Here is a 13,985-nt window from a genome sequence, read left to right as displayed (position 1 = left end):
GTTGAACCTGGGTAATCAGGTTCAACCGCGGTTTTTATTTGCCCGCAGCCGTTGCTACTTTCGCAACGAGGTGTTTCCGCTTAGCCGCGAAACGATGCGGTCGATCACGAAACCCAGCGCGATGGCCACGGTCACGGCGATCACCATTCCCAGCAATTGGTGATTCTCGAACCACTGCCCGGCCAGCATGCCGATGAGCACGGAGTAAGCAGCCCAGGCGACACTGGAAAAACACGTCAGGATGACGAATGTCCGGTGATTGAACTTCGAGGCCCCGGCGACCAGGTTCACCGCGACACGACCAATGGGAATGAACCGGGCAACCAGGATCAGGGACACGGGACGAAGCCGCAATTCATATCCGGCCCAGGCGAAAGCATGCTGGAACCTTTTGCGGCGCATCCAGGAGAACCTGTCGGTTCCTATGGCGCGACCCAGGATATAGGCGACGTTGTCACCCACGAAAGCTCCAAGGCCGGCAACCGTGCCCAGGATCCAGGGGTTCGGAATCCCTTGGGACGGCACCAGGGAAGCGAGCGCCACAACCAGGGATTCACTGGGGACAGGTGGGAAGAACCCATCAATCGCGCAAAAGAGAAAGATCATCAAGTACGAAAGGGGGTTTCCTGCCGCGTCAATGATGAATGCATTAATCGCATCCAATGCGGTGGAGATAAAGTCCAAGAGAAATCCTGTTCGTCCATGGTCCGAGGGCACCGAAAAAGGTCAGTACACGCTTCCTCTCATCTAGGCTAGCGAGGACCTATACCATTTTCCTACTTTCCCGCCAACCGTGATCAATCCGACTCAATCAAGCGGTTCACGTGGGTTGCCCGATAAGATGGGCGAAGTGCGAAAACCGCTGGCATCTGTGCCTGGCCTGGAAACCGGGTGCGATGGGGTCATTCGTTCACGAAGACTATGAACCTTCAGGAGAGGACGAAGCACATGCCCAACGCGGACTTCAACAAGGAATTCCCGACCCGTGCCTCTCTGCGGCGAGCCCGCCAAGCAGAGCTGGCTATCCAGGAAAAGGCCAAAGACGAAGCCAAGAAGAACTCGGAAACGCCTCAGGGCGCCGATGAGTTCGATGCGGTTCCCGAATCCGGTGCGACGGGTTCCCCGACCCCGGCTTCCAGCGGAGATGCCAAGGGCAAGCAGGCAGAGGACCGTGCAGCCCAAGGTGCAGGGGCCAAGCCAGCTGCTTCCTCCGGAAGCGCGAAGCACGCGCCGCGGAACAACGCAGCGTCGAGCGAAGACTCAGTGAAGCCACAGGGCAAACCGGCTCCCGATGCACAGGGCGTGCTCAAGCCCACCTCCGCGAAGGAGAACGCGGCGCCGTCGAAGGACGCCGCGCCCAAGAGCGTGAACGCCCCCGCGGCGGCTGCTACCGCGGCGACTCCCACCCCCGGTCCGAAGGTCGAGGCCAAGCCGGCGGCGCCGAAGGCATCGGATTCCAAGCCCGCGCCAGCCAAGGGGCAAGCCCCTACCGCGGCGAACGCCCCGAAGCCGGCAGCACCGGCTACTTCGAGCGCCAAGCCCGTAGCCCCGGCAGCCAAGCCCGGCTCGACTGCAGCCCCGGCCAAGACGGACAACGCCGTCCCGGCTCCGAAGCCTGCAGCTTCAAAGCCCGCACCGGCAACGAAACCGGCAGCAACGACAAAGCCCTCTGAGCCGAAAGTGAAGCCTGCCGACACCCCGGGTACCAAGCAAACCGCAGCACCGGCCAAGCCGGCCGCACCAGCGCCCGGCAAGCCTGTCGCGAAGCCGGCACCCGTCGCTGATTCCAAGAAGCCGGCGGAACCCAAAGCCGTGGCGAATCCCACCGTGGCCACGAAACCGGCCCCGGTCGCTGATTCGAAGAAGCCGGCGGAACCCAAGGCCGTGGCCAGCGAAGCGGTGACTGCAAAGCCGACCCCGCCCAAGGATCCAGCGAAGCCCACCGGAGCAAAGCCTGCAGCCAACGCCACTGCTCCCGCGCCGGAACCGACGAAGAAGGCCTCCGACGGCGCAGCTGCCGAGGACCTGTCCACACCCGAAGGACGCCGCCAGGCGTTCCGGGAAATGAACCCCGCGACCGGCACACGCGATACGTTCCTTCGCCCCGAGGAAGAAACAGCGGTAAGGGCCGAACGCGGTTTCCGCGGTTTCCTCGCGCGCCTTGGATTCAACATGAAACCCTCCGTCGAGGAAGTCGAGGAACGCAAGTGGCGCCGGACCGTTGGAACGCGGTTAAGCGAACCCAAGACGATCTCGGTGGTCAACGGCAAGGGCGGAGCGAACAAGACACCCACTGCCGTGCTGCTCTCAGCGGTTTTCGGCAGGGACACCGGTGACCCGGTTCTGGTCTGGGACAACAACGGAACCCGCGGAACCCTGGGATGGCGCACCGTCCAAGGACCGCACAGCGCCCATTCCATGGACCTGCTCGAAGCCGCCCCGCGCCTGAAGGACGTCAAGGTCGGGGACCCTGTCATCCACGAATACACGCACTACCAGCCCGAGGATTGCTACAGCGTGCTGCGTACCGATCCCACGTTGCTGGCCAGTGAGCAGTTCGTCAATGCCGCTGACTTCGATGAACTGCACGGCATCGTGTCACGGTTCTTTGCCTTGACCATCGTGGACTCGGGCAACGACGAATCGGCAGAACGCTGGATGCGCATGATTGACCACACCGACCAGCTGGTCATCGCGAGCACCACCGTGGAGGAACACGCCGAGGCCGGAGCACTGCTTCTCGAGGCACTGGCCAAGCGAGGGGGACACTACGCCGAGCTTGCCAAGAACTCCGTGGTGATCGTCTCCCAGCACCAGCCGCACGGAAACAATGAACAGCTCGAGCGCATTGCCCAGGGTTTCGGCCGGCTGGCCCGCTCCGTGGTGACCGTGCCCTACGACGCAGCACTGGTCAAGGGTCAGATCCGCTTCGAGGCCCTGCGTCCGGCGACGCGCCGTGCATGGCTTCATGCCACCGCGGCGGTGGCCGGGGCACTGCACGGTTAAGGTGGGCACCACTGCCTTGCTCTGCCGCGGGATCAGGTGGCCTTCGGCCCCCGGAACCCCGTACCTGGCCCTCGAGGATTCCGGGCAGCGCGAGCACGATGTGCTCCTGGAGCCCGGCACCGGGCTGGGTTTCACCGTGGTGACCGGCCGCTGGTGCCTGGGCCACCAGCTCATCCATGACAAGTCCCACCGCACCCACGTGCCGTGCAGGGCACAGGCACTTCTGAGCAGCGGCACGCAATGTCCGGACTGCGTTGCCGCAGATGAATCACGCCCCATGCATGATTTCCACCGCTCGGGCAGGGCCGGATCCGGCCTGCGCGACTACCTGGCCCAACCGCATTGGCTCTACATTGCCACCTTTGCCCAGGGGACCACGAAGGTCGGCACGGCAGCGGAACCCAGCAAGTGGCGCCGGCTTGCCGAGCAAGGTGCACTCAGTGCCCGCTACGTGGCGTGGTGCCCCGACGGGGCAGCCGTGCGCATCCTCGAAGACCTGGTCACCAGCGAACTGGGCTTCACCCAACAGGTGCGTGCCAACTCCAAGGTACGCGGGCTGCTGGAAAACCACGAGAGCACCAAGCAGCTCGATGCACGCAACGCCGATGAGGCCACCGGTGTGCGTGGGATGCTCACCGGGCTGGACCCCGAGCTGCTGGCCGGATCCAGGGTCTCGTGCGAAACGTGGTCACCGCCGGATCAGGGCCTTGGACTGTTGGCCGGATTCGACGCCCAGGCACTGCAGCCCTATCCCGGGAAGCTGGGCGAGGGGGAGCACGGCTTTTCCGTGAGCTCCGTCTCCGGGCAGGTGCTTGGCGTCCGGCTTGGCGGGCAACCAGAGATATTCGTGGCCAACGCCGCATTGCTCAAGGGGCGCAAGATCGTGATTGGTGAGCATGCCACGGCGCCGCCGCCGGTGCAGTCCGCCCTCTTCTAAACCGATTTGCCGTGCTGAATTAGGATTGGACCATGACCAATACCCCCTGGGAAGCTTCTTCCGGACTGTACAAGAAACTGGCGCTCGGTTCGATCGTGGTTTCCGGTACGGGCATCATCTTGGCCCTCATCGGTGCCAACACCCACAACCTCGCGTTGATGTACACCGCGTTGGGCATCATCGGCATCGGGCTGGTGTCCCACATGATCGGGATGGTGGTGCGCACCCGCGACGCCCGCGCCTGGCGCGTCTCCCAGGGGCTGATCAGGCCCAAGGCCCCCAAACGTGTAAAACGTACCCCCGACGACACCGCATAGCGGGCACAGGCACCCGTCGGGCGGTGCCTGCGCCCGGTATCCCCTTTGGCAAGATCACTGACCCCACGCAAGGAGCGGCAGAACAGATGAGCATCAACCCCGAGTTGGCGGGCCGGATCTACCCGACCCAGGAACCCTATGTGGTGGGCCGCGAGAAGATCCGCGAATTCGCCGCGGCACTCAAGGCCACCCACCGGGCCCACTACGACCTTGAAGCGGCCGCCGAGCTGGGCCACAAGGACCTGCTGGCCCCGCCGACCTTCGCCATCATCGTTGCCCAGCGAGCCGACGGGCTCCTGGTCTCGGACCCGGCCAGCGGAATCGACTTCTCCCGTGTGGTCCACGCGGACCAACGCTTCACCCACCACCGTGCGATCATTGCCGGGGACGAGCTGCTGGCCGAGCTGCATGTGGACTCCGTGCGTGCCATGGGCGGCGGAGCAATGATCAGCACCCGCGCCGAAATCAGCACGGTCCACGGGGACAAGGTCGCAACCACCGTGTCCTCGATCTTGGTACGAGGAGAGGAAAGTCCGTGATTGACTTCGACACCCTGGAAAAGGGACAAAAAATCGGGACCACCACCATCCAGGTGAACCGTGGGGACCTGGTGGCCTACGCCGGTGCCTCGGGGGACTTCAACCCCATCCACTGGAACGAGCGCTTCGCCACCGAGGTCGGCCTGCCCGGGGTCATTGCCCACGGCATGTTCACCATGGGGGCCGCGGTCCAACTGGTCTGTGACTGGGCGCAGGATCCCGGTGCCGTCATCGACTACCAGACCCGCTTCACCAAGCCGGTCCCGGTGGCCGATCCGGCAGGATCAAACCCCTCAGATGACCCCGGCACGGCCATCGAGGTCAGCGGCGCCATCGGCGCCCTTGATGCGCAAGCTCGCACCGCACGCGTAGACCTGACGGTCAGCGTCCAGGGCACCAAGGTGCTCGTCAAGGCCCAGGCCGTGGTGCAACTCTGAAAGAGGTGCCCGGCGCCGCCGGGCGGCCCCGCGGAGGCGCCAAGCGGGCGGATCCCGCAATCGTGCCGTGGCGCAACGGCGTCATCGCGCTCTACCTTGCCTCGGGGCTGGTCCTTTCCACCCTGGTCTCCCGGTTGCCGGCGGTGCGCGATGCCCTGGGGCTGAGCCACGGCGAGGTCGGGTTGCTGCTCTTGTGCATGACGGCAGGCTCATTTGCCTCTGTCTCGGTCTCCGGATACCTGGTGATGCGCCTGGGCTCCACGCGCACCGTGGTGCTTGCCGCCACGTTGACCACGGTGTCGCTGGCCGCCGTGGGACTCAGCACGGCGGGCCTGCATTCGCTGGTGCTCACCGGTGTCGCCCTGGGCCTCCAAGGCGTGGGCAACGCCTCTTGGAACGTCTCGGCCAACGTCCAGGGTGCCGCCATGGAGCGGGCCCTGGGCGTTTCCATCATGCCCGCGTTACATGGCTTCTTCTCCGTGGGCACCGTCATGGGTGCAGCAGCAGGGGCCTTGGGCGCGGTCCTGGATGTTCCGGTTTCCTGGCACTTCGCCGTGGTTGCAGCCGCGGTGCTGGTGCTGATCTTTGCCGGCACCCGGGTCTTCAGGGCAGATCCATCCAACATCGGCAGCGGGCACTCGAACAAGTCGTTGCTAGCCGCGGCCTGGCGCGAACCACGCACCCTGGTGTTGGGCGCTCTGGTGCTGGGCATGGCACTGGCGGAGGGCGCCGCCGGGGACTGGGTGGCGCTGGCGCTCTCCGATGGCTACGACGCGATCAACTCTCTGGGAGCCATCGGCTACGGCATCTTTGTCACCGCCATGACGGTGGCCAGGATGGGCGGAGGCAGGGTCCTGGAGCGCCTGGGACGCGTGGCGGTCATCCGGCTCTCAGCCACCAGCACGCTGGCCGGGCTGATGCTCTTTGTCTACGGACCGAACCTCTATACCGCCTTCGCCGCGCTGGTGTTCTGGGGATTGGGAGTGGCCATGAGCTTCCCGGTGGCGATGAGTGCGGCCTCGGATGACCCGTTGCGCGCCGCGGCCCGCGTATCGGTGGTCTCCACCATCGGCTACGGGGCGTTTTTGGGCGGCCCGCCGCTGTTGGGGCTGCTGGCCGATAACCTGGGGTTGCTCAACGCTCTGGCATTCGTGGGTATCCTTGTGCTCGCATCCTTCTTCCTCGCCCCGGCCGCAGCACCGGCCAAGGCAGCACCCCGACCAACCGGCACAGACGAAAGTTAGGCAAAATACAGTGAACACCCAGATGCTGGCATCCCTGACCACCACCGGCGTGGGAGGCCCGGCCACCACCTTGCTGCGGGCAAGAACCGAAGACGAGATCGTTGCCGCCGTTTCCGCAGCCGACGCCGCGGGTGCGGACCTGCTGATCATTGCCGGGGGCTCCAACCTGGTCATCGACGACGCGGGGTACCCCGGAACGGTGCTGCAGATCGCCAACCAAGGCGTCACCATCGGCAAGGAGCTCTCCGACGGACGTGTGCGGGTGGACATCGCCGCCGGGCACCCGTGGGACGACGCCGTGGCCCAGAGCCTGGCCGCCGGGCTCTGTGGGCTCGAGGCACTCTCCGGGATCCCCGGTTCGGCCGGGGCCACCCCGGTGCAAAACGTTGGAGCCTACGGCTCCGAGGTCGCCCACACGCTGCTCGAGGCCAGGGTCTACGAGCGTGAAACGGGATTCACCACCTACTTCGGCAATGCCGGGCTGGGCTTCGGCTACCGCGACTCGCTGCTCAAGCGCAGCACCACCAACGGCTCACCGGCCTACGTGGTGCTCTCGGTGAGCTTCGCGTTGAAGCGCAGCGGCCTCTCCGCACCGATCCGCTACGCCGAACTGGCCCGGTCCCTGGGTGTGTCAGCCGGGGAACGCGCCGAGGCCGCAAGCGTGCGCTCCACGGTGCTTGCCCTGCGCGCCTCCAAGGGGATGGTGCTCGATGCCGGGGACCGCGACACCTATTCGACCGGGTCCTTCTTCACCAACCCGATAGTGCCCGAGTCCGTCCTTGCACTGCTGCCGACCGACGCCCCGAACTTCCCCGTCGCCCAACCGGGCATGGTCAAGCTCTCGGCCGCCTGGTTGATCGACCGGGCCGGGTTCGCCAAGGGCTACGGGCTGCCCGGCACCGAGGGGGAAACGGTGGCCGGAGGGCGGGCCAGTCTGTCCACCAAACACACCCTGGCCATCACCAACCGCCAGGATGCCTCCAGCGCCGACATCCTGGCCATCGCGCGCGCCGTGCGCGCCGGCGTCCAGGGACGCTTCGGCATCGAACTGGACCACGAGCCGCTCTTGATCGGCTGCGCCCTCTAGGGGATCGTGGGTCGGACAATGCCAGGGAAGAGACTCCACCGCAGCGTGACACCCGTTGGGCTGGCCCGCATGCGCCTGGCCGCCCAGGGACTACTGCCCGGGATCCCGGCATCCACCCTCCAGGTACCGGCGAGCACCCCGGCCCAGGTGGTCGGTGCGCTTGGCATGATGCAGGCCCAGGACCTTGCCCAGGCATGTTGGGCCGTGGGCGTCAGGCTACCTGGCAGCTCACTGGGAACGATCCATGCGGCGCTGGGCGAAGGCTCGCTCATCCGGTGCTGGGGTGCCCGGGGCACCTTGATGTTCACCACCCCCGCGATGCATGCCCCGCTGCTCTTGGTGACGGCCCCGCGCATGGAGGCAGCCATGGCAGCAATCCGCAAGCGCGAAGGGATCACGCAGACGGAGATCGCCACCCTGGCCAAAGCGGCCCGGATCCGTTGCGGCGCCGGCGGTGCGACGCGTGCACAATTGCTTCAGGCCTTCGCTGATTCCGGATCGGGCATCGAGGGCCAGCGCGGCTACCACCTGATCGTCGCTGTTTGCCTGCGCGGCGGCATCGTGCAGGGCCCCATGGAACCAGGAAGCGGCACCCGGCAGCTGTTCATGGCAACCGATTCCTGGATCCCGGGGAAAACCGCGGACCTCGACCCCGGGAACGCGTTGGCCATGGTTGTGCGTGGCTACTTCGAATCCCACGGCCCGGCCACCGTGGAGGATTGTGCGTGGTGGTTGGGGTTGACCCTGGCCCGGGTGCGCGCCGGGCTGGAGGATTGCACCGGGGCCCTGGCCAGCGTCTCGGTGGGCGGTGCCACCTACCACTTCGCTGCCTGCCACGAGGAGCGCTTGGAGGACCCTCCGGGGGCGCGCAGCGTGATCGTCCTGCCGGGCTTCGATGAATTCCTGCTCGGCTATCGCCGGCGTTCGGCGACGCTTGCCGCGGAACACGTGCAGGAGGTGACCCCGGGAAAGAACGGGATCTTCCTGCGCACCGTCCACGCCGGCGGGAAAACCGTCGGCACCTGGGGCGTCGGTGGTACGGCGAGAAACCCGCAGGGGCACCATGTGCCGTTCGGGCCAGATCCAAGTGCATCCCGGGCCAAGGCGATTGCCGCGCGCATTGAGGCCTACATCGAGTTCAGGCGCAGCTAGCCCCCGGGGGTCAGTCCGTGGCCGGTTCGGGCCAGTTCCGGATTCCAGCGACGAAGTTCGCGGGTCCGGCGGCCACCAGCAGATCGGCAGGTTCGCTTCCCGGGTTCGTCAACGCGACGGCTTCGTCCTTGCCGACCAGCACGGAATCGCCCACGTTGACGTCCACGGACTCGGCGCCCTTGGTGATCCTCACCATTCCGGAAGTGGGTGTCAGGATGACGTCCGAGCCTTGGTGCCGGTGTGCGGCCATCCCCGCCCCAGGTGGCACCTGGACCCGGACAAGGCCCACATCCGGCCCGCCTTCGACCCCGCCGATCAGGACCGTGACCGTAGGTGCGTTGGGCATTGGCGGCTGTCGCAGCAATCCTTCGTCGTGCTTGATGAGTTCCATCTTGTTTACCTCCGTGCAGTGGCGATTCCCCAAAGGACTTCAATATTAGGTTAGCCTATCCTTGCTTCTGTGTCTTGTGCTCAGCGGGGAGGGAACGCCACGGATCCCTGGGTGCCTTCTGGCTTGCCGCGCACCGTGCCGGCATTGCCGCGGTGGGGACGGTGCGTGCAGAGCCCGTACGGCAAAGGAAAAGCCGACCGTCGGTTCCGCCCCGGTGAGGGGGAAAGGAATCGACGGCCGGCTTTCGCGTGGCTGCAAGGGTCAGAGGCGGCCCTGCGCGATGGCCAGCATGCGGCGCATCTCGAGCTTGCTGATGCGGCCCACGGGGATGTACAGGGTCACTGCGGCAAGGGAAGCATCGACGGCGTTGCGGTTGATCGGGTCAAGCACGATCACCGAATCCGCGTTCATGCGAAGGGTGGATGCGACATCGATCCGCGGACCGTCACACCAGTGGGGCAGCGAAATCGTCGCGGACCTACGCGGTATAGTCGCGCCCGAGCAGGGAAGAGGATCGACAGCTTGGCCAAGGCGGCAAGATCGTGGGCGTGCAACAGCGAAGTCGCGTCTTCGGCAAATATCGGGCGGCACCGATCGCCTTGGAGGCGCGAAAGCAAGGGGATCGTGATTTGCGAAGTCGCTTTGTCCTGCATGAGTAACATCGGGACGGAGCCGACCTGATGCGACAACCAACAAAGCCAACGGAAGACGTCAAGGATCCACCACCAAAGGTTCACCCTGGTGGGCGGCATTCGTGTGCTTGCAGTCAATGCCTTGAGCGGGTACTTGCAACGGTTTCTCGCAACGACGTCCGCGAGGCAGCTGATTGGGGGGATCTTCATAGATTCGTTGGTACCAGCAGACCGCGGGCATTGTGCTAACCCTTGAAGCTCTACCTCCCCTTGTCTGTCAAAGCAAAGCTCGGCTTCTTATTTGCCACTTGCTCGAGCCCAATGTGAAGCTCGACTCCTGACTGAAGGTAGTTGGCTGCTCTTGTCTGGCTGGTCACATGCCCGAAAAATAGCCGAGTGCGGATCGAATTGCGGTGGTGGGGTCCCCGTTGTCGCTCGATGTGGGGTGCGGTGGCAGAGGAAACTAATGGTGCGGGAGCACCACGTCGTCGTGCGTGGGCCGTGGTGAGGCTTGCTGGCTAAGGGGATGAGGTGAAAGCGGCGGTAGTGAAGACCCACTGCGTGGATTGCTTGATTCCGTTCGACCAGGTGGGTGGAATGGTGGTCGCCGTCTTGGCCAAGAACTTGTCAGCGACGCCCAATGCATGGGGTGGGTTGTCAACGGTTAAGCTGTTGCCGAGACTGAAATTTCGGGTATTCGACATCGATAGCTGGCTATTTTTATTGGTGCCTATCAGCGAGATCACTGTGGTGTTCGGCGATTTTGTTTGTAAGTGCGAGGGGCTGACATTTCCTGTCGCATTGGTGACGGTTCCCGATTCTTTGTTTACTAGTTTCGGTGTGGCCATGTTCTTGTACGTGATAACCCAAGCACTCGCACCCCGGCCTGGCTGCTGGTTCTTTACGATCTGGAGGTCATTGATCCTCGCCGAGGTTTCAGTCCCAGCCGCACGCCACCACGACTGCAGCCCTATATGGGAATCACCCTTGACATGGTCGATATCGCCCCATTCGGAAGAGTCGACATCCGACTGGGCCCTTTCGGTGTTAAGTAACACGAGCAGCACCAGATCACCTTTTGCGGTTCCCTGCGGGTACTGGACGTCTACGTTTTCCGTGCTCTTCGCTATGGTCTTCACTGGCCCTGTCGCGAAGTAATTGCCGCCGGCTTGGGTGACGGTGATTGGACCGCTGCAGCTACTGGTACTGGGATTGTTGTAGCTGTCAGTCGGATTGTAGATTGCCTGCCAATGGTATGTTCCGCCGGTTGGCTGCAGAGAAGCGGTGGCTGAGCCCGCATTTAGGCCCTGTGCTGGGCTGGTGAAGCTCGCCACGCCGGTGCAGTTAACTGTGGGGTAAAGCCTAAAAGTTACGGTACCGGCCGGAGTGCCGAAGCCAGAATTTCCGATGACCTTCGCGGTAGCCGTGAAACTGCTCCCGGCGGACCCGGACTGCGGACTGATATTGCTGATCGTAGTCGTCGTGGCTTGCTTGGGCGTGGTGGCGGTGACCGTGGCAGGGCTGCGCCACTGGTGCAGCTGCGCCGTCAGCGACCATTTGTATGAGGTGTTGGGGGTCAGCCCCAAGATTGTACAGTCAGTGGCAGTGGTCGCGGGGTGTGCCGCGCAGCCATCCAGGGTTCCTGGGGCCTGCGTCAGGCCGTACCCGGTGGGGTCAAAGGGCTGGGTCCAGGAGAGCCCGGCGCCTGTCGCCGTCAAGGGTGAGGCTGTGAGCTTGGGGGCCGGTATTGTGGCGGCATCAGAGCGGGCGTGTGAACCAGTTGACGTGGCTGTCCAGTAGCCGTCCGCCGGGCCGCCGAGGCCAAGAACGAGCCCGACCATGGCGGCTACTGCGATGTAGCGCCGGAACCTGCTGCGAGCCGGAGCATGGTTTTGGGCAGCACTCATTGCTTGACCTCGACGGTGATAGGAATATCGAACGTCGCACCCTGGCAGCCTGCCGCGGAAGTCAGGCTCATCGATGCGGCCCCCGGAAGATGCAGCACCTTGGTCGATCCACCGGCCAGCTCAATATCCAAGGCGACGGCCTCGGGCATACTGACACCGGAGGTGCCCACGGTGGTAGGCCAGCCCGAATCATTGGTGCATCCAGCTGCACCGGTGACGCTCACTCCGCCGCCTTGGGAGGCGCGCAGTAGTGTCACCGGTATGGCGTTCGGATTTTTCACCTTCACGATCAGGTCCCCGGTCTTTCCTGGGTAGAGACGGGCTGTCGAGGTCCCGGTCGTGGCTGGCAGAATCTCCATCGGCTTCAACGTGCCGGTCGCAGCGATATCTGCGCCAGAGCCACCACTGGCGAAGTAGGCAATCGCAGGGGTGCTCATTAGCCCGCAGCCCAGCGTCAGGATGCAACCGGCGGCCATTAACCCGGTGCGTCGTACTGATCGGGGCCGGTTCATGAGGATGCCTTGTCACGGCGACGCTTGGCCGCAGCGAGCAGAATCCAACCCGCCGAAACCAGGAGGCCAGCACCAAGTATGAGCCCGCCGAGGGCTGCGCCGGTTCCGGGCAGGTCTTGGTTGGGTCCGGGGCTGCTTGGCTCTGTGTAGGTCGCGGCCCCGACGAAGGTGAAGTGCAGCATCTTCTCTCGGCAATTGTCTTGGTTGGTGGGGGTGTTCTTGAGCTGGATCGGCAGGCCCGCGGTCTCAGCGTGTCCGTTCGCAGGCACCTGTAACACTCCGGAGAAGCTTGGCAGAAGCAGTTTTTCGGCTGAGCAGCCCGAGGGTGGAGAGGGGAAGCTCGGGTCAAGGCGCATCGTGATGTTCTGGACCTCAATCGGTCGGTCCAGCGTGTTGTGTACCTGGTAGACCAGGCATCGGGTCACCCCGGGGATCAGCATGGCTGTAGGGCCCTCACATTGGATTGTGGCGGGGGAATCAGTCGGCATCGCCCGGATTTCGCCGTCGATCTTGAAGGTGGAGGAGCTTGAAGCCAGCACAATCGTAATCGGGGGCGTGTTGAGGGTGGTGAGCAGGAACGCGAAGACAGCGAGTAGGCCGACACCGCTGGCTATCATCCATGAGAAAGGCCAACGTGGAAGCGTAAACACGCTCACCTAGCCCACCTGACTTTCCCTTGCCTCGCAGCGAAACCGCCCATCCCGGGACCGGGACGGGCGGTGATCTGAACTAAATGATTAAGAGGATCTAGCTGACCGTGTACGCGAGGTTGACGGTGGCGCCCTTGCAAGCGTCCTGGTTCTCTTCTAAGTTGTTTTTGAACTGGATCGTCGCACCGGTCCACGAGCCCACCTCGGAGCCGGCCGGCACTTCTTCATTAACCGTCATCGCCGCATCCGTGAGGGTGTAATCCGCCGCTTCGCAAGTACCCGCAGCGGCGCCGCCCGCTTTGTCGACCGAGACGATGGCTGCCGTTACCGTCCCGACATAGACCGGGCCGCCATTGTTGGTGAGGTTGTCGAAGGTGCCGCTGAGCGTCTGGGCGGTGTCGCCTGGGTACATGGGCGTAACGACAGTGGTCTGGTTGACAACAATGTCGGTGCTGGTGCCAGTGACTGCAGTTCCTGTCCCCGCGCCGCCCACGGTCCAGTAGGCGATGGCTGCGCCAGCGCCGACGGCCAACAGTGCTGCCGTGACCAGTGTGATCTTCTTCTTGCGGCCCAGCTTCGATGCGTTCTTGTTCATTACGGTGCTCATGTGTGTTTCTCCCCTGGTTTGTGGCTTCGCAGTTGTATCTGACTAGAACCGACGAAGCCTGAAATGACTACCATAACAGACGGGAATCATCATTAAAGCCACAAGATAGATTATTTAGCGTGCATGAGAATCCTGACGCTGACTTGTGTAAATATTTTCTTTACGACTCACCCGAGTGCTTCGCGATGGACAGCTCGATGACAGTTTTGATGGGGAAACGCATACTAGTTGATTATTTCCGGAAAGGCGTCCTAGCAAGTGACCAGGATGTGAGTTTCTAAATGTTCCAGTGGAGGGGCGAACTTCGGACGATTCTGGATGAGTAGTTCTATGGGGCGACCGCTGGTAGGCGACCAGTAAGCGACCCCGTTTTACTCGTTATGCCAAATCGCTAGCGTCATGGCCAACAGGCGCTTCAGGACACGGACTGTAACGCTGGCCGCGCCCGGGGCACCGTGCCGGTAAGGGTCAAGCTGACCTTTGAGGGTGTCGTTGATGGACTCGATGAGCATCAAGAACGGCCGTCGTAGTCGCGGTTTCTCGCCCTTTCGGAGCGCTTGAAGAGGC

At 63.8% G+C, this 13,985-nt stretch carries 15 protein-coding genes; 8 read left to right on the top strand and 7 right to left on the bottom strand.

The genetic code is table 11. From position 1 onward, the window contains the following. Positions 1-54: 54 nt before the first annotated feature. The gene (locus ABEA12_RS12110; protein ID WP_210102476.1) at positions 55-663 is read right to left on the bottom strand and encodes a DedA family protein; all 609 of its coding nucleotides are present in this window, start codon (positions 661-663) and stop codon (positions 55-57) included. 285 nt (positions 664-948) lie between these two features. Here ABEA12_RS12110 and ABEA12_RS12105 point away from each other — a divergent pair, with 285 nt between their 5' ends. The 8 genes from ABEA12_RS12105 (at position 949) to ABEA12_RS12070 (ending at position 8,719) form a co-directional block, all read left to right on the top strand. After that, a complete protein-coding gene (locus tag ABEA12_RS12105) occupies positions 949-3,006 on the top strand; it encodes a MinD/ParA family ATP-binding protein (protein WP_210100073.1) in 2,058 nt (685 codons plus the stop codon). A 1-nt stretch (position 3,007) separates the two neighbouring features. Continuing rightward, positions 3,008-3,943, top strand: a complete 936-nt coding sequence (locus ABEA12_RS12100; RefSeq protein ID WP_210100074.1) for a DUF2797 domain-containing protein — start codon at positions 3,008-3,010, stop codon at positions 3,941-3,943. A 32-nt stretch (positions 3,944-3,975) separates the two neighbouring features. After that, positions 3,976-4,260, top strand: a complete 285-nt coding sequence (locus tag ABEA12_RS12095) for a hypothetical protein (RefSeq protein WP_210100075.1) — start codon at positions 3,976-3,978, stop codon at positions 4,258-4,260. Positions 4,261-4,346: 86 nt separating this feature from the next. Next, complete coding sequence (locus tag ABEA12_RS12090; protein ID WP_210100076.1) at positions 4,347-4,799, top strand: FAS1-like dehydratase domain-containing protein; 453 nt, start codon at positions 4,347-4,349, stop codon at positions 4,797-4,799. Continuing rightward, positions 4,796-5,236 carry a MaoC family dehydratase gene (locus tag ABEA12_RS12085; protein ID WP_210100077.1) on the top strand — a complete coding sequence of 147 codons (441 nt, stop codon included), beginning with the start codon at positions 4,796-4,798 and terminating at the stop codon, positions 5,234-5,236. The genes ABEA12_RS12090 and ABEA12_RS12085 overlap by 4 nt, the downstream gene beginning before the upstream one ends. 5 nt (positions 5,237-5,241) lie before the next feature. Then, the gene (locus ABEA12_RS12080; RefSeq protein WP_345468358.1) at positions 5,242-6,480 is read left to right on the top strand and encodes an MFS transporter; all 1,239 of its coding nucleotides are present in this window, start codon (positions 5,242-5,244) and stop codon (positions 6,478-6,480) included. A 10-nt stretch (positions 6,481-6,490) separates the two neighbouring features. Beyond that, positions 6,491-7,567 (top strand): UDP-N-acetylmuramate dehydrogenase, encoded by a 1,077-nt coding sequence (locus tag ABEA12_RS12075; protein WP_210100078.1) that lies wholly within the window; start codon positions 6,491-6,493, stop codon positions 7,565-7,567. Between the two features lie 45 nt (positions 7,568-7,612). After that, positions 7,613-8,719, top strand: coding sequence for a winged helix DNA-binding domain-containing protein (locus ABEA12_RS12070; RefSeq protein ID WP_210100079.1), 1,107 nt, complete (start codon positions 7,613-7,615; stop codon positions 8,717-8,719). A 10-nt stretch (positions 8,720-8,729) separates the two neighbouring features. Here ABEA12_RS12070 and ABEA12_RS12065 read toward each other — a convergent pair whose 3' ends face one another. The 6 genes from ABEA12_RS12065 to ABEA12_RS12040 form a co-directional block, all read right to left on the bottom strand. After that, positions 8,730-9,110, bottom strand: a complete 381-nt coding sequence (locus ABEA12_RS12065; RefSeq protein WP_210100080.1) for a cupin domain-containing protein — start codon at positions 9,108-9,110, stop codon at positions 8,730-8,732. Positions 9,111-9,371: 261 nt separating this feature from the next. Next, on the bottom strand, positions 9,372-9,521 hold the full coding sequence (locus ABEA12_RS12060) for a hypothetical protein (RefSeq protein WP_210100081.1): 150 nt from the start codon (positions 9,519-9,521) through the stop codon (positions 9,372-9,374). A gap of 739 nt (positions 9,522-10,260) precedes the next feature. Further along, on the bottom strand, positions 10,261-11,328 hold the full coding sequence (locus ABEA12_RS12055) for an Ig-like domain-containing protein (RefSeq protein ID WP_345468352.1): 1,068 nt from the start codon (positions 11,326-11,328) through the stop codon (positions 10,261-10,263). Between the two features lie 317 nt (positions 11,329-11,645). Continuing rightward, entirely contained in the window at positions 11,646-12,086 is a 441-nt protein-coding gene (locus tag ABEA12_RS12050; protein WP_210100083.1) for a hypothetical protein, read from the bottom strand. 71 nt (positions 12,087-12,157) lie between these two features. Further along, positions 12,158-12,817 (bottom strand): hypothetical protein, encoded by a 660-nt coding sequence (locus tag ABEA12_RS12045; RefSeq protein WP_210100084.1) that lies wholly within the window; start codon positions 12,815-12,817, stop codon positions 12,158-12,160. A gap of 91 nt (positions 12,818-12,908) precedes the next feature. Further along, complete coding sequence (locus ABEA12_RS12040) at positions 12,909-13,406, bottom strand: hypothetical protein (RefSeq protein WP_210100085.1); 498 nt, start codon at positions 13,404-13,406, stop codon at positions 12,909-12,911. Positions 13,407-13,985 lie beyond the last annotated feature (579 nt).

The sequence above is a fragment of the Paeniglutamicibacter antarcticus genome (assembly GCF_039544305.1).
Lineage (GTDB): Bacteria > Actinomycetota > Actinomycetes > Actinomycetales > Micrococcaceae > Paeniglutamicibacter > Paeniglutamicibacter antarcticus_C.
This window is presented reverse-complemented; position numbering and strand designations above follow the sequence as displayed.